Below are 18,029 nucleotides of genomic sequence, written 5' to 3' on the forward strand. Positions count from 1 at the left end.
GCCGCGCCGGGGACCCCCGGCGGCCGCGGTCAGCGCCAGGCGAGGGGGAGCAGGTGGTTGCGGCTCAGTGGGGCCAGCGGCGTGGCCGCGACGTCGTCCGGTCCCACCCAGCGCAGCTCCGCGATCTCGCCACCCGCCACGGCGACGGCGGTCGAGCGCAGCGCGAAGGCGTCGGCGACGACGCGGTGACCCGGCTCGTTGGCGGCGGCATCCGTGAACCGTCCCAGCGGCACGAATGACCCGGCGTCCGCCACGATGCCCGTCTCTTCCCGCACCTCGCGCACGACCGCATCGAGCGCCGTCTCGCCGGGGTCGGGCTTGCCGCCCGGCTGCTGGAACACCGTCGCTCCGTGCTTGCGCACGACCAGGGCGCGTCCCGACCCGTCGGTCACGACGGCGGCGCTGACGTGCACGACCGGATCGGTCACGGCGCGAACACCTTGCCGGGGTTGAGGATGCCCGCCGGGTCGAACACTCGCGTCACCTGACGCTGCAGCTCCCACTGGTCGTCGCCCAGCTCGTCGGCCAGCCAGCGGCGCTTGAGCACTCCGACGCCGTGCTCGCCGGTGAGCGTGCCGCCCAGGCGCAGCGCCGCGCGGAACAGGTCGTCGGCGGCATCCCAGATCTCGGGCGGAGCTTCGACGACGCCGAACTCGTCGGGCTCGGCGTGGAAGATGAAGTTCGGGTGCAGGTTGCCGTCACCGGCGTGGGCGACGGTCGGGATCACGATGCCGTGGTCGCGCTCGACGCGGGCGATCTCGTCGAACATCGCGGGGAGAGCGCTCCGCGGCACTGAGACGTCTTCGATGAGCGCGGTGCCGAGCGTCTCCATCGCCGGATGCATCGCCCGCCGGATGGCCAGCAGCCTCTCGCCCTCGTCGCGGTCGTGCGAGACGGCGACGGTGCCGCCCGACGCCTGCAGAACGGCCGCGATCGCGTCCGCCTCGGCGACGGCGGCGGGGCCGTCGGTCTGGATCGTCAGCTGCGCAGCGCCCGGCGTGGGCGCCGGCAGCGACAGCAGCCGGTGCACCGCCGCGAGGGAGGAGCCGTCCATCAGCTCCATGATCGACGGCTGCGCGCCCGAGGCGGTGACGGCGGCGGATGCTTCGGCTGCGGTCCGCACGTCGGCGAAGGTCGCGGCGATCGTGCACACCTCGCCGGGAACCAGCCGGCGCAGCTTGAGGGTCGCCCCCACGATCACGCCCAAGGTGCCCTCGGACCCGATGACGAGCGACGTGAGGTCGAGGCCGGTGACGCCCTTCACGGTGCGGTGCCCGAGACGCAGCAGCCGACCGTCGGCGAGCACGAGGTCGACGCCGAGGACGGCGTCGCGCACGACGCCGTACTTCGCGCACAGCAGGCCCCCGGCGCCGGTCGCGATGTTGCCGCCCACGGTCGAGATCGCGCGGCTGGCAGGGTCGGGTGCCCACCACAGCCCCTGCTCGGCGAGGGCGGCGTTGAGGTCGGCGTTGATGATGCCGGGCTCGACGACCGCGAGCAGATCGTCGGGGCGCACCTTGAGGATGCGGTCCATGCCGCGCACGGAGAGCGCGATCTCGCCATCTCCCGCGTTGGCGCCGCCGGCGAGGCCCGTGCCGGCTCCGCGCGTGACGACAGGGGTGCCGGTCGCCGTCGCGATCCGCAGGGTCTCCTGCACGTCGTCTACCGTGCGCGCGTGCACGACGGCGAGCGGGGTTCCGGATGCCGCGTGCCCCGACTTGTCGGCACGGGCGGCGTGGAGCGCACCGGGGGCGGTGTCGACCCGGTCAGCCAACGCGGCGCGCAGGCGCGCGACGACGTCGGGAGACCCGGTCACGCGAACCGTCTCCGTCCGGCGATCACTCCGATCGTGACGGCGACGACCCCGAAGATCAGACCGACCCACGCCTGACCCATGCTCCACCAGGCGATCGTCGCCGCCACGTAGACGAGCAGCTCGACCAGAGCGCGCACGAACGGGTGCACCGGGATCACGGCGCGCGGCGAGACGAACAGCGCCCACACCAGGATCGCCAGCAGCGGGGCGCCGATGCCGGCGACGATGTTCCAGGGGAACGGCCACGACGCGAAGCCCCAGATGGCGAGGGTCGCGAAGGCGAACAGCTCGCAGAGGAAGGCGAGGATGTCGATCGCCGACAGCGGGGCGCGGGTGCCGGGGGCGGGCTCGGCGGGGCTGGCGGAGTCGGGCATGCCCCCAGTTTAGGTCGCCCGCCGGTGGGCCCGTCGGCGAAGCGGGAGCCCGGCGCGGTTCAGAGCAGGTCGCTGAGGCGGCGGCCGAGGGCGGGGCCTCCGGCGGCGCCGTCGACGGTTCGCAGCTCGACGCGGGCGTCGGCCGCGACGTCCTTCGCCGACGGACGCAGGACGAGGAGTGCCGTGCCGTCGGCGCCGATCGGCGCGGACGCCTGGAGGGTGCCGCGGATCCTCGCCTCGACGGTGGCCCCCGCCGGGCCCGCGACGATCACCTCGACGACGGTCGCGCCCGAGATCTGCTGAGACGAGCTCGAGACGACCGAGGGGAGCGCGGTGCGTGCGGACCCCGCTCCGGCGGATCCCGGCCCGGATCCCGCGGGTGCCACCGAGCCGCCCGTGCCCGCGCCCGTCTCGGGTGCGCCGCCCTGCCCGTGCGCGCCCGCGCCGCCATTCCCGTTTCCGTTCCCCGAGCCGCTGCCATCGGCGCCGGACGCGGTGCCGGTCGCGGAGCCTTCGGCCGTGCCGGCGCCCTTCGCCTTGTCGTCCGCCGTGCCCGCCGCTCCCGAGCCGGTCGCGCCCTGCCCGCCGCCCGTGGCAGCGGACGCGCTCTTGCCCGCGCCGGGTTCACCCGCGGGGCCGAGATCGTCGTCCCCTGGCGCACCGGGGCTCCCGGCATCCGGGCCCCCCGCTCCCGGCGCGTCGTCCGGTCCCATCGCGGGGATGTCGGCCGGCGAGGGGCCGGGCGCCTGATCGGACGCCGGAGATCGCGCGGCAGTGGCCGACGGGTCGGCGCTGGTCTCGATGGTGTGCGGGGCGACGAATGCCTCGGTGGTGGCCGGCAGCGCGACGCCGACCGCGACCGTCCCGGCGACCGCGAACGCGGCCGCGGCCACGCTCAGCCCGGTGCCCGACAGGAGCCCGCCCGCGGTTCCCGCGACCGCCGTCGCGCCGGCCGCACCGGCGGCGACCGATCCCGCGGCGACGCCTCCCGCGGTCGTGCTCCCGGCCGCGACGCCGAGCGTCGCACCAGTCGCACCGGCCGCGCCCGGGACCGCTGCGCCGGAGACCACCGCACCCGCGGCGGCCGGCACGGCCACGCCGGCGCCCGCGGTGGTCGCCCCGGCTCCTGCCCCGGCGCTCGCGGCGCCCTGGACGACCGCGGACGGCATCGCCGCCAGTGCGATCGCCGGCGCGCCGGTCTGCAGGGTGGCGAGGTATCCGGCCGTTCCGCCCACACCGATCGTGAGGGGCACGAGGACCCACGCGAGACGACTCGACACCTCGCGTGCTTCACCGGCGACGATCATGCACCGTGGGCATGAGGCGACGTGGCGCTCGACCCGCGGCCGGTCGCGCCGCCCGAGGTTGTCGCGCGTGTACGCGCCGAGGCGGGCGATCGCCCAGGCGCAGTCGGAGTCCTCGGCGACGGACCCCAGGTGCGCCTGCACCCAGGCTTCGCGCAGCCCCTCTCGTGCCCGGAACGCCAGCTGCGCGACAGCGGTCGGCTTGAGGCCGAGGAGCGGCGCGATCTCGGCGGGCTTCATGCCCTCGATCTCGGAGTACCACAGCACCTCCTGCCACCGGGTGGGGAGGCTGCGGAACGCCTGATGCGTGAGACTGCGGTCGAGGGAGTCGGCGGTCGCCTGCTCGCTGCTGGCCGGGTCTTCGAGGGAGTCGAGCTCTTCGATGGTCGTCTCGTGACGGGCCCGCGCCCAGTCGGCGGCGGTGTTGCGGATGCTCGTGAACAGGTAGGCGCGGAACGACCCGGTCGGTCCGCCGCCGCGCTGGATGGAGTGGAAGATCCGCGTGTACGCCTCCTGCACGAGGTCGTCCGCGTCGGCGGCCGGAGAGATGCTGCGCGCGACGACGACGCCGGACCGGTAGTGGCGTCGCCACAGCTCGCCGAAGGCGCCGCGGTCGCCGGAGCGCGAGCGCAGCACGAGGTCCGCGTCGGCGGCGGCGGTCGGCTCGTCTCGGTCGGTCACGTCTCTGTCCCCGGCGTGCGCGCCGGCCCCGCGGGTGATCGGACGACGCCGGATGGCGTCGGTGGTCCGCCGCGGAGCCGGGGGCACTCCGCGCACGACCCATTCTGTGCGCCGATCGGCGTTTTGGCCAGGGGCGGCTTCGCCGGTGCACCACCGACGCGCAGAGCAGCGGCATCCGATTTCCGCGACTCGCGTAATAGAACGCGAACTCGCCCGTCTCATGGTCAGAGACGCTGTTCGGCCCCTGGGGGTCGGTGGCGGGCTACGGCGACGACACCTCCGGGTGTCGTGCCCGGCGGGGCGGAACTCGCGGGAACTCGGGGGAGGGACCGCTGGTTCCGCCCCACACGGGTATGAGAGCCCGCACACCGGGGGCGTCGGCGTCTCGTCAACTCCCTCCGCCGGGCGACACCCCGGATTGCGCGGCGGAGGGCCCACTCACTGGGCGGGGTCAGATCTGGCGCCCGGCAACCCATACGCGCTGTACGCGCAGGTCGGCGTCGAGCAGCACCGCGTCGGCGATCGCCCCTTCTGCGAGGGTTCCGAGGTCGGGCCGGCCGATCGCGCGCGCCGGGGTGCTCGTGACGGCCCCCACCGCGGTGGCCAGGTCGGCACCCGCAGCGACGACCCGTCGCAGCGCCTCGTCCTGGGTGAGGGTCGAACCGGCGATCGCCCCGCCGTCGTCGAGACGGGCGACGCCGCCCGTGACCGTCACGGCCAGCCCGCCGAGTTCGTAGGCGCCGTCGTTCGCGCCCGCCGCCGCCATCGCGTCGGTCACCAACGCGATCCGTTGCCCGGCTGCAGTGAAGAGCGTGGCGACGAGGTCGAGGTCGACGTGCACTCCGTCGGCGACGACCTCCAGCGTGACCCGCGGATCCCGCAGCGCCGCGACGACCGGCCCGGGTGCCCGATGGTGGATGCCGCGCATGGCGTTGAACGCATGGGTGAGGACCGTCGCTCCGGCGTCGAAGGCGCGCCGCGCGGTCGCCGCGTCGGCGTCGGTGTGCCCGACGGCGACCACCACGCCGGCACGCGCGAAGCGGGCAATCGCGTCATCGGCGCCGGGCAGTTCCGGCGCCAGCGTCACCTGCCGGATCGTGCCCCGCCCCGCCTCGAGCAGCAGGTCGACGGATGCCGCGTCCGGCGCCCGCAGCAGCCCGGGGTCGTGCGCGCCCCGGTGTGCGGGATCGAGGAACGGGCCCTCCAGGTGCGACCCGAGGATCGTCGCATCGGCCTCGGCGAGCTCCGCGACCATCGCGACGCGGGCCGCCAGGTCGTCGATCCCGGCCGTGACCAGCGAGATGACCGCTCTCGTGGTGCCGTGGGCGAAATGGAGCGCGCGGGCCTCGCGGATGGCCTCGGGTCCGTCGTCGTAGCTGCGGCCGGCCCCGCCGTGCCCGTGGATGTCGAGGAAGCCGGGGGTGAGGCATCCGTCCCCGCCGTCGACGACCTCGTCGGCGTCAGGTCGCGATGGGCCGCTGCCGATCGCGGCGACGCGCCCGTCGGCGAAGAGCACCCAGGCGTCGTCGGTGACGCTGCCGCCGTCGACGAGTCGCACCGAGTGGACGAGCGTGCTCACTCGGTGGCCCAGTCGATCTCGGGGCTGGGGTGGAAGCGGATCCCGAGCGAGCTCCACAGCGGCCCGAGACCTGCCGCGCGGGCTCGGAACGATTCCCACGTGCGCAGCTCGCTCGCCCCGGTCGCGGGCGACCAGCCGGCCTCGGCGGCCGCGGCGATGCGGGGGAACGCGAGCGTCTCGATGTCGGCGAGCGTGCGCGCGGTCTCGCTCCACAGGGGCGCCTCTATGCCGAGGATGTCGTCGTCGTCGACGCCGTCGATGAGCGAACCCGGCTCCCAGTCGTACGCACGCCGCACGCTGGTCGGCCCGTTCGCCCACGTCAGGCCCAGGTCGGGTCCGTCGGGGTAGGCCATGTCGAGGTAGATCGCGTCGGCCGGCGACAGGATCAGCTGGGCGCCGTTGCGCACGAAGGCGCGGGCCTTGTCGTCCATGCCGTCGGTGGGCGTCGCGTACCCCCAGTACTGACCGACGGTGGTGTCGGCGAGATCGGGCGCCAGGCCCGCCTCGTGCCACGCCACCGGGGTCTTGCCGAGGTCGGCGATGATCCCGCTCACCCGCGAGACGAAGAGGGCGAAGTCGTCGTCGGGCGTTCCGAGCGCCTCATCGCCGCCGAGGTGCAGGTAGGGGCCGGGGGTCATGCCGGCGAGCTCGCCGAACACGTCGGCGGCGAAGTCATACGTCGCCTCGTCGTAGATCCGCAGGGACGAGAACCCTACCGCGATCCCCTGGTACGGCACGCCGTTCTCGGGGAGATCCTCGCCCCTCGCCGCGGCGCTGTCGCGGATCAGGTCGCTGAGGACGGGCTCCTCGACGAGTTCGGGATAGGCCAGCCCGATCGCGTGGGTGTGACCGGGCATGTCGATCTCGGGGACGACGAGCATGTGACGGGATGCCGCGTGCGCGACGATCTCGCGGTAGCCGTCCTTCGTGTAGAAGCCGCCGGCGTCGCCGCCGACCGCCGACGATGAGCCGAGCTCGGTCAGTTTCGGCCGCGAGTGCAGCTGGAGGCGCCAGCCCTGGTCGTCGCTGAGATGCAGGTGCAGGGCGTTGAGCTTCAGGGTCGCGGCGTGGTCGATGTAGGCCTTGACCGTCTCGACCGAGTGGAAATGCCGCGCGACGTCGAGCATCACTCCCCGGTAGGGGAACCGCGGCGCGTCGTCGATGCGCACCGCGGGCACGATCCAGTCGTCGCCGTCGCGCCGGAGCAGCTGCGCGAGGGTCTGCACGCCGTAGAAGAGGCCGGCCGCGTCGGCGCCGGACACGGTGACGGATGCCTCGTCGGCCGTGAGGCGGTACGACTCGGCGGCGCCGCCGCTCTCGAGCCGCAGGTCGATGGCCGGCCCGCCGCCGTCCGCGGGGGCGGAGCCGGTGCGCGCCCGAAGCAGGGCGGAGAGGGTGGCCGCGGCATCCGGATCTCCTGTCAGCCGTGTGTTCTCGGTGAGCCGGAACGGAGCGCCAGAGAGCTGCTCGACGGACGAGGGCGCGGGGACGAGTGCGAGCGACACAGTGGTAAAGAGTCCTAACAAATAGGGGTCGGGCCCAGCCTATCGCCCGTCACAAGGGGACGTCGAGTGCCGCGTGTCGGGGGCCATCCGTTATGCTCGGGGTGTCGCGACTGGCGTTGAGGTGGGCTACCACCGGGGAGCGACCGACGAGGGCATTCGACCGCACGCCTGGGCCGGGTTTCGATACGGTCGCTTTCGCGACCAACTCCACCACCGGCCGTCCGCAAGCGGCTCCCGAACCCGCCGTCGTCAGGAGATCGTCATGACCGATCAGTACTTCAACGCCCCGCTCGCCGAGGTCGACCCCGAGATCGCCCAGGTGCTCGAGCGGGAACTCGAGCGCCAGCGCGGCTACCTCGAGATGATCGCCTCCGAGAACTTCGTGCCCGTGTCGGTGCTGCAGTCGCAGGGCTCGGTGCTCACGAACAAGTACGCCGAGGGCTACCCGGGCCGTCGCTACTACGGCGGCTGCGAAGAGGTCGACGTCGCCGAAGAACTCGCGATCGCCCGTGCGAAGGAGCTGTTCGGCGCCGAGTACGCCAACGTGCAGCCCCACTCGGGTGCCACCGCCAACGCTGCCGTGCTGCACGCGATCGCCCGCCCCGGCGACACCCTGCTGGGCCTGTCGCTCGACCAGGGCGGCCACCTCACGCACGGCATGAAGATCAACTTCTCGGGCCGGCTGTACGACATCGTCGCCTATGGCGTCGACCCCGAGACCTCGACCATCGACATGGACGAGGTGCGTCGCCTCGCCGTCGAGCACCAGCCGAAGGTCATCATCGCGGGATGGTCGGCCTACCCCCGCCAGCTCGACTTCGCCGCGTTCCGTGCGATCGCCGACGAGGTCGGTGCGCTGCTCTGGGTCGACATGGCCCACTTCGCCGGTCTCGTCGCCGCCGGCCTGCACCCCTCGCCCGTCCCGCACGCGCACGTCGTGTCGTCGACCGTGCACAAGACCATCGGCGGTCCCCGCTCCGGTTTCATCCTCACCAACGACGCCGACATCGCCAAGAAGATCAACTCGGCCGTGTTCCCGGGGCAGCAGGGCGGACCGCTCATGCATGTCATCGCCGCGAAGGCGACCGCGTTCAAGCTCGCCGGCACCCCCGAGTTCCGCGAGCGTCAGGAGCGCGTGGTCCGGGGCGCGAAGATCATCGCCGAGCGGCTGTCGCAGCAGGACGTGACGGATGCCGGCATCACCGTTCGCTCGGGTGGCACCGACGTGCACCTCGTGCTCGTCGACCTGCGCAACGCCGAGATCGACGGCAAGCAGGCCGAAGACCTGCTGCACGAGATCCACATCACGGTGAACCGCAACGCCGTGCCGAACGACCCGCGCCCCCCGATGGTCACGTCGGGTCTGCGCATCGGCACCCCGGCGCTCGCCACGCGCGGGTTCGGCGATGCCGAGTTCACCGAGGTCGCCGACGTCATCGCGCTCGCGCTCCTGCCCGGTGCCGATGTCGAGGCGCTCCGCGCTCGCGTGGCTGCGCTGACCGCCGCCTTCCCGCTCTACCCCGGCCTGCAGCAGTGACGGCGACCAGGCTCGACGGCAAGGCGGCGGCGGCCGAGATCAAGGAAGAGCTGCGCGGACGCGTCGCGGCGCTGAAGGAGCGGGGCATCGTCCCGGGCATCGCGACGGTGCTCGTCGGCGCGGACCCCGCGTCGCAGCTCTACGTCGGCATGAAGCATCGTGAGTCCGAGTCGATCGGCATGAACTCGATCCAGCGCGAACTCCCGGCCGACGCGACGCAGGCCGACGTCGAGGCATTGATCGACGAGCTCAACGCCGACCCCGACTGCCACGGCTACATCGTGCAGCTGCCCCTGCCCAAGCATCTCGACACCGACGCGATCCTCGAGCGCATCGACCCGGCGAAGGACGCCGACGGCCTGCACCCCACCAACCTCGGGCGGCTGGTGCTCAACGTCAACAGCCCGATCACGTCGCCGCTGCCGTGCACCCCGCGCGGTGTGATCGAACTGCTGTTGCGCAACGGCTACGACCTGGCCGGCAAGGACGTCGTCGTCGTCGGCCGCGGCGTCACGATCGGCCGCTCGATCGGGCTGCTGCTGACGCGGCGCGAGTACAACGCCACGGTCACGCTGACTCACACCGGCACCGCCGATCTCGGCCACCACCTGCGTCAGGCCGACGTGATCGTCGCGGCGGCCGGAGTGAAGCACATCGTCCGGGCCGAGCACGTGAAGCCCGGAGCGGCCGTGCTCGACGTGGGCGTCACGCGAGAGATCGACCCCGAGACCGGCAAGTCCCGCGTCTACGGGGATGTCGCGCCCGACGTCGCCGAGGTGGCGGGGTTCCTCTCGCCGAACCCCGGGGGAGTCGGTCCGATGACGGTCGCGCTGCTGATGACGAACGTCGTCGAAGCCGCGGAGCGCCTCGCCGTCTGACCGCGGTGCGCCGCGACGCGCCTCGTCAATCCTGATCGTCCGCACCACCCTCCGCGTGCTGTTTGGCCTGGATTCCGATGCGGACGAACTGAACGAGGATGACGGTAGCGAACGCGAGAAAGCCAAGCGCGAGGACGAGAAGAACGCCGAGGCCGAATGCTTGAATCACGACATTCCTCTTCTCCTGCGGGTGCCCCTAGCCTACGAAGGTCGAGCCACCGGCCGTTTGCAGCTGTGGATAAGTGCGGCCCTGCGGAAGGCCGCATCGGGTAGGCGCACTCGAGGCGTTCCGCCGGCCATGCGTCGGCTCCACTGTCCCGCGAGCTGTCAACCCCCGGGGCGAACCGGCCGGCGTCGCGCAGGCTGGAGGCGACCCGGAGGAGCGACACGATGACCGACGACCGCCACGAACCGCACGGGCCGGAGCGGCTGCCCGATGAGCAGCCGGTGCCGAATCCGAACGACGTGACCGCGCAGCCCGCGCTCCGCTACGGCTCGACGTCGCGCTGGCTCGTGCCCGCGGGGGTGCTCGCCGTCGTTGCGATCGTGCTGTACTGCTTCGCGTTCCAGCTGCAGATCATCCTGCCGGTGATCGGCATCCTGTACGTCGCCGTCATCTGGGTGGTGATGCTCATCGTGTCTCGGCGGGGCGGCGCCCGTGCCGACACGAACCGGCGCCTCGCATGGTTCATGGGAGCGATGGCCGTCGGCGCCCTGCTCGTCGCGATCGCCATCTACGTGGTCGAGTCCACGCGCCTTCCCTGGACGTGACCATCAGCCCGGGGTCACAACGCGAAGCGCACGGGGAAGAAGCGCGTCTGCTCCTCCCGAGATGCCCCGACCTCGCTTTCAGCGCTCGTAGATGTCGCGGCGATGTCCCGCGCGAACGACGACAATGGTGAGGATGTCGTCCTCGATTCGGTAGAGCACCCGATAGTCGCCAGTGCGAACACGCCATTCTGGGCGGGCCGTGAGCTTCTTCGCAGCCGGCGGCCGCGGGTTCTCCGCGAGCAGCTCGATCGCCGCTTGCACGCGCCGCTTCGCTTCGGGAGGAAGCTTGCGGATCTCTCTGACAGCGACAGGCAGGATCTGAACGTGGTAGATCACGAAGTCAGGCCGAGGTCGCGCTTGACGTCCTCCCACGGGACGGGCGTCTCGCCGAGACGTTCCGTTTCCTCCCATGCAATGTCGACGGCGCGAATGTCGGCCAGTTCTTCGGCGTCTTCCAGCAGCCGCTCGAGCATCTGCGTGTCGACGACGGCCGCGACAGGGCGGTCGCGGCGGGTGAGATAGACGGGCTCGGTGCGCGCCTCGTCGACGATCGCCGCGAGGCGGCTGCGGGCGTCGGTGATGGCAACCTGAGTCATAGAGCCATTATAAAGCGAAACGTACGGAACGCGCGGAAATCCCAATATCGCCGATCTGCCGCGGTCCGGCGGCCGTCACGCCGTGAAGCGCGCGAGGAACGAGCGCGTGCGCTCCTCGCGCGGCGCCCCGAAGACCTCGGCCGGCGTACCGGATTCGAGCACCCGGCCGCCGTCGAGGAACACGACCCGGTCGGCGACGTCGCGGGCGAACGCCATCTCGTGGGTCGCCATGACGATGGTCATGCCGTCGTCGGCGAGCGAGCGCACCAGGTCGAGAACGTCCGCGACGAGCTCGGGGTCCAGAGCCGAGGTGATCTCGTCGAGCAGCAGCAGATCGGGGTCGGTGGCGATGGCGCGGGCGATCGCGACGCGCTGCTGCTGGCCGCCCGAGAGACGGTCGGGGTGGTCTCCCGCTTTCGCCGACAGGCCCACACGCTCGAGGAGAGCGGATGCCGCGGCATCCGCCTTCGCCCTCGGATAGCGGTGCACGTGCCGGAGTGCGAGCGTGATGTTGTCGCGCACGGTCAGGTGCGGAAAGAGGTTGTACTGCTGGAAGACGACGCCGATCCGAGCCCGGACGGCGTCCACGTCGGCGCGCGGATCGCTGATGTCGCGACCCGCGAGCACGATGCGTCCGTCGTCGATCGGCTCCAGCAGGTTCACCGTGCGCAGGAGGGTCGACTTGCCCGAGCCGCTCGCGCCGATAAGCGCGACCACCTCGCCGGGCGCGACGTCGAGGTCGATCCCCTGGAGCACGTCGTGGTCGCCGAACGACTTCCACACGTCCTGCAGGCTGAGCACCGGCTCGGTCATACGATGCCCCCGACCTGCTCGCGGGCTCGCACGCGCGCCGTGTACCAGTCGGTGAGGCGGATGGTCGGGATCGCGAGCAGCACGAAGAGCACCGCCGCCACGACGTACGGGGTGAAGTTGAAGTACGCCGCCGTCTCGATCTGCGCCGCGCGCACGGCGTCGACCGCCCCGAGGAGGGAGACGAGCCCGACATCCTTCTGCATCGCGACGAAGTCGTTCATCAGCGCCGGGGTCACCTTGCGGACGGCCTGCGGCACGACGACGAGCCGCATGGTCTGGCCGTGGCTGAGGCCGAGCGAGCGCGCCGCGTGGCGCTGCGACGGGTGCACCGCCTCGATGCCCGCGCGGAACACCTCCGACACGTAGGCCGAATAGGTGAGGGTGATGGCGATGGTCCCCCAGAACTCCGTGGGCAGGCGTTCGGGGATCATCTGCAGGCCCGGGATGCCGAACCCGACGAGGTACAGCACGATGATGAGCGGGATGCCGCGGAACACGTCGGTGTACGCGGCCGCGAGTGCGCGAAGCGGCAGCCATACGGGCCCCCGCAGGGTGCGCAGCACCGCGAGCAGCAGACCGAACACGAGGACGAGCACCGACGCCATGGCCAGCACCCGCAGATTCAGCAGGAATCCGTCCCAGACGCGGGGGAGCGACGCGAGCGCCACTTCCGGGTTGAAGAACTGCTGCTGCACCGCTGCCCACCCGGGCGTATTGATGATCAGCGCCCACGCCAGCGCCGCGACGACGAGCGTCGAGACGACGCTGATCGCGACCGAGCGGGCCCCCTGTCTCTTGCGGAAGGCCTGACGCTCGAGCTCGACGGCGCTCACCGCGCGCGGAGTGTCGGCGACCCGGCCGGGTGCGGCTGTCATCCGGCCAGGGTACTGCGACGCCGGCTCACTGGAGCACGGGGGCCTGGCCCTCGCCGCCCAGCCACTCGGCGGCCAGCTCGTCGAGCGTGCCGTCTTCGCGCAGGGCGTCGACCGCGGCCGATACCTGCTCGGTGAGGGGCGAGTCCTTCGCCAGGACGAAGCCGAACTGGTCGCCCGTCGACCCTTCGGGCGTGGGGAGCTGGCCGACGAGCACGCCGTCCGTCAGCTCGACGCCCGAGATGTAGAACGCCGTCGGAAGGTCGACGACGATCGCGTCGACGAGACCGTTCTCGAGGGCCAGCTTCGCGTCGTCGTTCGTGTTGAACGCCTGCGCGCCCTGCGTGGGATCGATCACCGACTCGATGGTGGTGAAGCTGGTCGTGCCGGTCTGCGCGCCGATGAGCAGCTCCTTCAGGTCGGCGATCGACGTCGCGTCGGCGGCCGGCGAGGAACCGGTCGTGACGACGACCTGGGTCGTCTCGTAGTACGGCGAGCTGAAGTCGACCGACTCCTTGCGCTCGTCGGTGATCGAGAACTGCTGCAGGTTGACGTCGAAGTCCTTCGGTCCGGGCGCGATCGCCTCTTCGAAGCCGGTGCGCACCCAGACGACGTCCTCGGCGGCGAAGCCGAGCTCTTCGGCGACGGCGTAGGCGACCGCGGCCTCGAAGCCCTCGCCGCTCTCGGGGTCGTCGTCGATCACCCAGGGGTAGTAGGCGGGCTCACCCGTCGCGACGGTGAACTTGCCGTCGGTCACCCATCCTTCGGAGGCGGACTCGGATGCCTCGCCGGAGGGCGATCCGGCGGAAGATCCGGTCGCGCATCCGGTGAGCGCGAGGGCCGCGATCGCGATGCCGACGGCGGCGGAGCGGAGCAGGACAGGACGCGACATGGAAGCCTCCAGAACTCGGGTGGCTCCATCATCCCGACGCCGGACGGTCCAGGCGCCGTTCGGCGTCACATTGTTACGGCCGTGACACGCGCGCCTCGGCCGCGGCGAGGGCGGCGCAGTGTCGTCCTTTCGTCTGTGTGCGACACCACCATGACGATCGAGGCGGTCGCCGATCGACAGCCGGGCTCAGTTCTTGCCGAGCTCGTCCAGCATCCGGCGCTGCTCGTCGGTGAGCCCGTCGTTCAACTCGCGGCGGCCGGCCGCCGCAGCCTCGGGGTTCTGCGGCACGGCGGGGGTCGCAGCATCCGTCCCTCTCGCGCCGCGGGCGCCCGCCGCCCGGTCGTAGAGAGCGCCCGCGTGCCCCTCGACGCGGTCGTCGATTGCGTCGTAGACCGCCCAGCCGATGAGCAAGATGATCGGCGGCAGGACGTAGCCCCAGAAGGAGCCCAGGATGCCGCCGCCGATTGAGACGCCGGAGAGGAAGACCGTGGCGATCCAGACCAGGAACGCCACCGCGAACGCGAGCAGGAACTCGACGAGCTTCTCGCCGGCGCGGGTGCGCTGGTGGGACGACTTCGCCGCCATCGAGCGGAACCAGCGGTGCACGAGCGGCTTCACCCAGATGACGAGCGCGGTGAGCACGATCCCCGCCCACAGCGCCGACCAGCCCACACGAGCCGGCGTGAGGAACCCGATCACGAGCAGCACGACCACGTTGAAGACGAGCAGCGAGACGAACCGGACGATCCACTTCTTCATGGGATCACTGTGCCACGTCCGCCGAAGGCGGGGGAGGGCCGCGGTCAGCCGATCGACACCAGCTGGTCGATGTCGTCGTCGGGCAGGGCGTCGGCGGTCGCCGTCACCTCGACCTCGACCAGGTCGGCGCGTCCGGCCACGATCGTGAGGAACGCGGTGTCGGCCGCGTCGCGTCCCGTCGCGATCCGCACGAGCGTCGACCGGGGCGCCAAGGTGGTCGCGTCGACCACCCGCCAGGCGTCGTCGATCCACGCCTCGGCGACGGCGTGGAAGTCCATCGGCGACAGCCCCGGCGCATACACCGCCACCTGCCGTGCGGGAATGCCGAGACCGCGCAGGAGCGCGACGACCAGGTGGGCGTAGTCGCGGCAGACGCCCTGGCGGGCGAGGAGGGTGCGGGTCGCGCCGTCGGTCGGGAGCGACGAGCCCGGCACGTACGCCAGCCGGGTGCCGACCCACGACGAGACCGACGCGAGCAGCTGCGCGACATCGTGGATGCCCGAGAACTCGGCACCCGCGGTCGGGGCGAGCGCATCCGACTCCGCGTAGCGGCTGGGGCGACCGTAGTGCAACAGCTCGGACTCGCTCGCGTCGAGGCCGGCGGCCGTACCGTCGACGGTCGCGCGGTACGAGACCTCGAGCCGGCCCGTCGCGCTCGAGATGCGGTGCAGGCGCGTGCCGTGGGAGTCCTCGACCTCGCGCACGTCGACGGGCGAACCGTCGAGCGTCGCGATGAGCTCTTCCGACGACGGCGCGTACTGCCGGCTGACGGCGATCGCGAACACCAGGTCGGCGGGCGCCGTCACATCGAGCACGACGCGGCTGGAGACATCCCTCTGCATGCCCCCAGCGTGCCACGCCTCACGCGCGCCCCACGCCCCTTGACAGCAGGCGGGGTGGGCGGGCGGGTCAGTACGAGGCGCGCTCGGGGTCGTGGCCCGTGGAGACGAAGTCGGCGGCGAGGCGCTCCGACCCCCGGGCGAGGAGCGCCACATCGGCGCCGACGAGCACGAACGCCGCTCCGGCGTCGAGGTACGAGCGCGCGACGTCCGGATCGAACGCGTTCACGCCGACCGGCTTGCCCGCTCCGCGCACCGCCTCGAACGCACGGCGGACGGCAGATGTGACATCCGGATGGGTCTGCCTGCCGAGCAGCCCCATCGAGGCCGCGAGATCGCTCGGCCCCACGAACACCCCGTCGACACCGTCGACCGCGGCGATGTCGGCCGCCGCCTCGACCGCCTCGACGGTCTCGACCTGGACGAACAGCGACACGTGGTCGTCGGCGGTCTCGAGGTACTGGTCCACCCGGTTCCACCGCCCCGAACGCGCCAAGGCCGAGCCGACACCGCGTCGGCCGCGGGGCGGGTAGCGCACCGCCTCGACCACCGCCCGCGCCTCGTCGGCCGACGACACCATGGGGACGAGGATGTTCTGCGCGCCGAGGTCGAGAACCTGCTTGAGCGTGACGACGTCTCCGATCGGCACCCGCACCATCGGCGTCACCGGATACGCCGCCACCGCCTGCAGCTGCGCGAGCACCGACTCCAGTCCGTTGGGGGAGTGCTCCATGTCGATCAGCACCCAATCGAGACCCGAGCCGGCGCAGATCTCGGCGACGAGCGGGGATCCCGAGCACACCCACATGCCGGCCAGCGGTCTGTCCGCCTCGGCCAAGGCGTCGCGGAACGTCGGACTCAGACGAAGCGGCACGTGATCTCTCCCATCGGTCCGAACTCGCAGCGGACGGTGTCGCCCTGCGAGACCCACATGGGCCGCGTGAACGACCCCGCGAGGATGATCTCACCCGCCTCGAGGCGCGCGCCATGCTGGTGGAACTTGTTCGCCAGCCAGGCGACGCCCGTCGCGGGATGGCCGAGCACGCCCGCGGCGACGCCCGTCTCCTCGATCTCGCCGTTGCGTGAGAGCACGCCCGGCACCCAGCGCAGGTCGACCTCGTCGGGCGTCTTGCGCACGTCGCCGAGCACCATCGCACCGTACGCGGCGTTGTCGGCGATCGTGTCGACGATGGTCCGGCCCTCGAGTTCGATGTGCGAGTTCAGCACCTCGAGGGCGGGCACGGCGTACTCGATCGCGTCCAGGGCGTCGCGGAGAGAGGCATCCGGACCCTCCAGCGACTTCGCGAGCACGAACGCCAGCTCGACCTCGACGCGCACGTTCGAGAAGTGCGCGACCGGGATGTCGGCACCGCTGCGGTACACCGTGTCGTCGAACATCACGCCGTAGTCCGGCTCGCTGATGCCGGTCGCCTGCTGCATCGCCCTGGACGTCAGCCCGATCTTTCGCCCCACGAGGCGCCGGCCGGCGGCGAGGTTGCGGTCGCGCCAGACGCCCTGAATGGCGTACGAGTCCTCGACCGTCGCCTCGGGGTGGCGGGCCGTGATCCTCGGGATGACGCCGTGCGTGCGGTCGGCCTCGGCGAGCTCCTCGGCGAGCTGCGCGATGACGTCGGGGGTGAGAGTCATAGCTGATGGCCGAGCTTGTACTCGCCCTGCTTGTACTCGGGCATCGCGTCGTCGCCGGGGCGCGTGTACGAGAAGCCGTCGGCGCCGATCGTGACCGCCATCTCGGACGAGTCCGTCCGCGCGACGACCGGCTGCGGGTTGCCGTCGAGATCGAGGACGACGGATGCCTCGGTGTACCACGACGGGACCACGGGGTTGCCCCACCAGTCGCGCCGCTGGTTGTCGTGCACGTCCCACGTGACGACCGGGTTGTCGGGGTCGCCCGTGTAGTAGTCCTGCGTGTAGATCTCCACCCTGTGCCCGTCGGGGTCGCGCAGATAAAGGTAGAACGCGTTGCTCACGCCGTGCCGCCCGGGCCCGCGCTCGATCGCGTCCGACCGGCGCAGCGCGCCGAGCTTGTCGCAGATCGCGAGGATGTTGTGCTTCTCGTGGGTGGCGAACGCGACGTGGTGCATGCGGGGGCCGTCGCCGCCGGTCATCGCGGTGTCGTGCACGGTGGGCTTGCGGCGCATCCACGCCGCGTACACGGTGCCCTCTTCGTCCTGGATGTCCTCGGTGACGCGGAACCCGAGCGACTGCATGAAGTTCACCGCGCGGGGCACGTCGGGTGTGACCTGGTTGAAGTGGTCGAGGCGCACCAGTTCGCCCGGCGTGTGCAGGTCGTAGCGCCACGAGAGCCGCTCGACGTGCTCGGTCTGGTGGAAGAACTCGTACGGGAAGCCGAGCGGGTCGATCACCCGCACTGAGTCGCCGATGCCCTTCGTGAACCCGTCCGGGTTGCGGCGCACCTCGCACCCGAGCTCTTCGTAGAACGCGACCGCCTTGTCGAGGTCCGTGGACGTGCGCACCCGGTATGAGAACGCGGCGACTGCGGCGACGTCTCCCTGCCGCAGCACGAGGTTGTGGTGGATGAACTCTTCCGTCGAGCGCAGGTAGATCGCCTCGCCGTCCTCCTCGGTGACGTACAGCCCGAGCACGTCGACGTAGAACTCGCGCGACGCGGCGAGGTCGGTGACGACGAGCTCCATGTACGCGCAGCGCAGCACGTCCGGCGCGGGAGCCGTCGGCGTCGGCACCGGGTTGTCGGAGCGGATCGGCGCCTCCTGGCTCACGAAGAAGCCCGAGGAGGTGAGGGTCATGTCGTCGCGGTGGCTCATTTCACGTTC

Annotated in this window: 20 protein-coding genes and 1 riboswitch; of the genes, 3 read left to right on the forward strand and 17 right to left on the reverse strand. The window is 71.7% G+C overall.

What is annotated here, in order from left to right:
- Positions 1–29: 29 nt before the first annotated feature.
- From ACFUTX_RS02295 to ACFUTX_RS02320, 6 genes are all read right to left on the reverse strand, one after another.
- Positions 30–428 carry an NUDIX domain-containing protein gene (locus ACFUTX_RS02295; protein ID WP_378860574.1) on the reverse strand — a complete coding sequence of 133 codons (399 nt, stop codon included), beginning with the start codon at positions 426–428 and terminating at the stop codon, positions 30–32.
- Positions 425–1,816, reverse strand: coding sequence for an FAD-binding oxidoreductase (locus tag ACFUTX_RS02300; protein ID WP_378860575.1), 1,392 nt, complete (start codon positions 1,814–1,816; stop codon positions 425–427). Before ACFUTX_RS02300 ends, ACFUTX_RS02295 begins: the two co-directional genes overlap by 4 nt.
- The gene (locus tag ACFUTX_RS02305; RefSeq protein ID WP_378860576.1) at positions 1,813–2,190 is read right to left on the reverse strand and encodes a YrdB family protein; all 378 of its coding nucleotides are present in this window, start codon (positions 2,188–2,190) and stop codon (positions 1,813–1,815) included. The genes ACFUTX_RS02300 and ACFUTX_RS02305 overlap by 4 nt, the downstream gene beginning before the upstream one ends.
- Positions 2,191–2,249: 59 nt before the next feature.
- Positions 2,250–4,175, reverse strand: coding sequence for a sigma-70 family RNA polymerase sigma factor (locus tag ACFUTX_RS02310; RefSeq protein ID WP_378860577.1), 1,926 nt, complete (start codon positions 4,173–4,175; stop codon positions 2,250–2,252).
- A gap of 451 nt (positions 4,176–4,626) precedes the next feature.
- Complete coding sequence (gene nagA / locus ACFUTX_RS02315; RefSeq protein ID WP_378860578.1) at positions 4,627–5,754, reverse strand: N-acetylglucosamine-6-phosphate deacetylase; 1,128 nt, start codon at positions 5,752–5,754, stop codon at positions 4,627–4,629.
- Positions 5,751–7,259, reverse strand: a complete 1,509-nt coding sequence (locus tag ACFUTX_RS02320; protein ID WP_378860579.1) for a beta-N-acetylhexosaminidase — start codon at positions 7,257–7,259, stop codon at positions 5,751–5,753. Before ACFUTX_RS02320 ends, nagA begins: the two co-directional genes overlap by 4 nt.
- Positions 7,260–7,355: 96 nt before the next feature.
- A riboswitch (ZMP/ZTP riboswitch) is annotated at positions 7,356–7,440 on the forward strand.
- Positions 7,441–7,521: 81 nt separating this feature from the next.
- On the opposite strand from ACFUTX_RS02320, the gene glyA reads away from it, so the two are divergent.
- Both glyA and ACFUTX_RS02330 read left to right on the forward strand, forming a co-directional pair.
- Positions 7,522–8,796, forward strand: a complete 1,275-nt coding sequence (gene glyA / locus ACFUTX_RS02325) for a serine hydroxymethyltransferase (RefSeq protein WP_378860580.1) — start codon at positions 7,522–7,524, stop codon at positions 8,794–8,796.
- Positions 8,793–9,674 (forward strand): bifunctional methylenetetrahydrofolate dehydrogenase/methenyltetrahydrofolate cyclohydrolase, encoded by an 882-nt coding sequence (locus tag ACFUTX_RS02330; RefSeq protein WP_378860581.1) that lies wholly within the window; start codon positions 8,793–8,795, stop codon positions 9,672–9,674. Before glyA ends, ACFUTX_RS02330 begins: the two co-directional genes overlap by 4 nt.
- A gap of 25 nt (positions 9,675–9,699) precedes the next feature.
- On the opposite strand, the gene ACFUTX_RS02335 is transcribed toward ACFUTX_RS02330, so the two are convergent.
- Complete coding sequence (locus ACFUTX_RS02335) at positions 9,700–9,843, reverse strand: hypothetical protein (RefSeq protein WP_378860582.1); 144 nt, start codon at positions 9,841–9,843, stop codon at positions 9,700–9,702.
- Positions 9,844–10,064: 221 nt separating this feature from the next.
- Here ACFUTX_RS02335 and ACFUTX_RS02340 point away from each other — a divergent pair, with 221 nt between their 5' ends.
- Complete coding sequence (locus ACFUTX_RS02340) at positions 10,065–10,445, forward strand: hypothetical protein (protein ID WP_378860583.1); 381 nt, start codon at positions 10,065–10,067, stop codon at positions 10,443–10,445.
- A gap of 78 nt (positions 10,446–10,523) precedes the next feature.
- On the opposite strand, the gene ACFUTX_RS02345 is transcribed toward ACFUTX_RS02340, so the two are convergent.
- The 10 genes from ACFUTX_RS02345 to hpaD all read right to left on the reverse strand — a co-directional run bounded on the left by ACFUTX_RS02345 (position 10,524) and on the right by hpaD (position 18,020).
- Positions 10,524–10,781: a type II toxin-antitoxin system RelE/ParE family toxin gene (locus ACFUTX_RS02345; RefSeq protein ID WP_378860584.1), complete on the reverse strand. Its 258-nt coding sequence runs from the start codon at positions 10,779–10,781 to the stop codon at positions 10,524–10,526.
- The gene (locus ACFUTX_RS02350) at positions 10,778–11,041 is read right to left on the reverse strand and encodes a type II toxin-antitoxin system Phd/YefM family antitoxin (RefSeq protein WP_378860585.1); all 264 of its coding nucleotides are present in this window, start codon (positions 11,039–11,041) and stop codon (positions 10,778–10,780) included. Before ACFUTX_RS02350 ends, ACFUTX_RS02345 begins: the two co-directional genes overlap by 4 nt.
- A 75-nt stretch (positions 11,042–11,116) precedes the next feature.
- Complete coding sequence (locus tag ACFUTX_RS02355; RefSeq protein ID WP_378860586.1) at positions 11,117–11,854, reverse strand: amino acid ABC transporter ATP-binding protein; 738 nt, start codon at positions 11,852–11,854, stop codon at positions 11,117–11,119.
- Complete coding sequence (locus tag ACFUTX_RS02360) at positions 11,851–12,729, reverse strand: amino acid ABC transporter permease (protein WP_378860587.1); 879 nt, start codon at positions 12,727–12,729, stop codon at positions 11,851–11,853. Before ACFUTX_RS02360 ends, ACFUTX_RS02355 begins: the two co-directional genes overlap by 4 nt.
- 25 nt (positions 12,730–12,754) lie before the next feature.
- The gene (locus ACFUTX_RS02365) at positions 12,755–13,618 is read right to left on the reverse strand and encodes an ABC transporter substrate-binding protein (protein ID WP_378860588.1); all 864 of its coding nucleotides are present in this window, start codon (positions 13,616–13,618) and stop codon (positions 12,755–12,757) included.
- 186 nt (positions 13,619–13,804) lie between these two features.
- A complete protein-coding gene (locus tag ACFUTX_RS02370; RefSeq protein WP_378860589.1) occupies positions 13,805–14,377 on the reverse strand; it encodes a hypothetical protein in 573 nt (190 codons plus the stop codon).
- 44 nt (positions 14,378–14,421) lie between these two features.
- Positions 14,422–15,219: a transglutaminase family protein gene (locus tag ACFUTX_RS02375; RefSeq protein ID WP_378860590.1), complete on the reverse strand. Its 798-nt coding sequence runs from the start codon at positions 15,217–15,219 to the stop codon at positions 14,422–14,424.
- 67 nt (positions 15,220–15,286) lie between these two features.
- Positions 15,287–16,090, reverse strand: a complete 804-nt coding sequence (locus tag ACFUTX_RS02380; protein WP_378860591.1) for an HpcH/HpaI aldolase/citrate lyase family protein — start codon at positions 16,088–16,090, stop codon at positions 15,287–15,289.
- Entirely contained in the window at positions 16,075–16,863 is a 789-nt protein-coding gene (locus ACFUTX_RS02385) for a 2-keto-4-pentenoate hydratase (protein WP_378860592.1), read from the reverse strand. The genes ACFUTX_RS02380 and ACFUTX_RS02385 overlap by 16 nt, the downstream gene beginning before the upstream one ends.
- A complete protein-coding gene (hpaD, locus tag ACFUTX_RS02390) occupies positions 16,860–18,020 on the reverse strand; it encodes a 3,4-dihydroxyphenylacetate 2,3-dioxygenase (protein ID WP_378860593.1) in 1,161 nt (386 codons plus the stop codon). Before hpaD ends, ACFUTX_RS02385 begins: the two co-directional genes overlap by 4 nt.
- Positions 18,021–18,029: the final 9 nt, after the last annotated feature.

Origin of the sequence: Microbacterium sp. NPDC057407 (genome assembly GCF_042803895.1) — a bacterium.
Classification (GTDB): domain Bacteria; phylum Actinomycetota; class Actinomycetes; order Actinomycetales; family Microbacteriaceae; genus Microbacterium.

Bases quoted from the DNA above. Each gene is read 5' to 3' on its own strand.
- ACFUTX_RS02305 (WP_378860576.1), bottom strand. From the start codon at position 2,190: ATGCCCGACTCCGCCAGCCCCGCCGAGCCCGCCCCCGGCACCCGCGCC.
- glyA (WP_378860580.1), top strand. From the start codon at position 7,522: ATGACCGATCAGTACTTCAACGCCCCGCTCGCCGAGGTCGACCCCGAG.
- ACFUTX_RS02340 (WP_378860583.1), top strand. From the start codon at position 10,065: ATGACCGACGACCGCCACGAACCGCACGGGCCGGAGCGGCTGCCCGAT.
- ACFUTX_RS02350 (WP_378860585.1), bottom strand. From the start codon at position 11,041: ATGACTCAGGTTGCCATCACCGACGCCCGCAGCCGCCTCGCGGCGATC.
- ACFUTX_RS02355 (WP_378860586.1), bottom strand. From the start codon at position 11,854: ATGACCGAGCCGGTGCTCAGCCTGCAGGACGTGTGGAAGTCGTTCGGC.
- ACFUTX_RS02360 (WP_378860587.1), bottom strand. From the start codon at position 12,729: ATGACAGCCGCACCCGGCCGGGTCGCCGACACTCCGCGCGCGGTGAGC.
- ACFUTX_RS02365 (WP_378860588.1), bottom strand. From the start codon at position 13,618: ATGTCGCGTCCTGTCCTGCTCCGCTCCGCCGCCGTCGGCATCGCGATC.
- ACFUTX_RS02370 (WP_378860589.1), bottom strand. From the start codon at position 14,377: ATGAAGAAGTGGATCGTCCGGTTCGTCTCGCTGCTCGTCTTCAACGTG.
- ACFUTX_RS02375 (WP_378860590.1), bottom strand. From the start codon at position 15,219: ATGCAGAGGGATGTCTCCAGCCGCGTCGTGCTCGATGTGACGGCGCCC.
- ACFUTX_RS02385 (WP_378860592.1), bottom strand. From the start codon at position 16,863: ATGACTCTCACCCCCGACGTCATCGCGCAGCTCGCCGAGGAGCTCGCC.
- hpaD (WP_378860593.1), bottom strand. From the start codon at position 18,020: ATGAGCCACCGCGACGACATGACCCTCACCTCCTCGGGCTTCTTCGTG.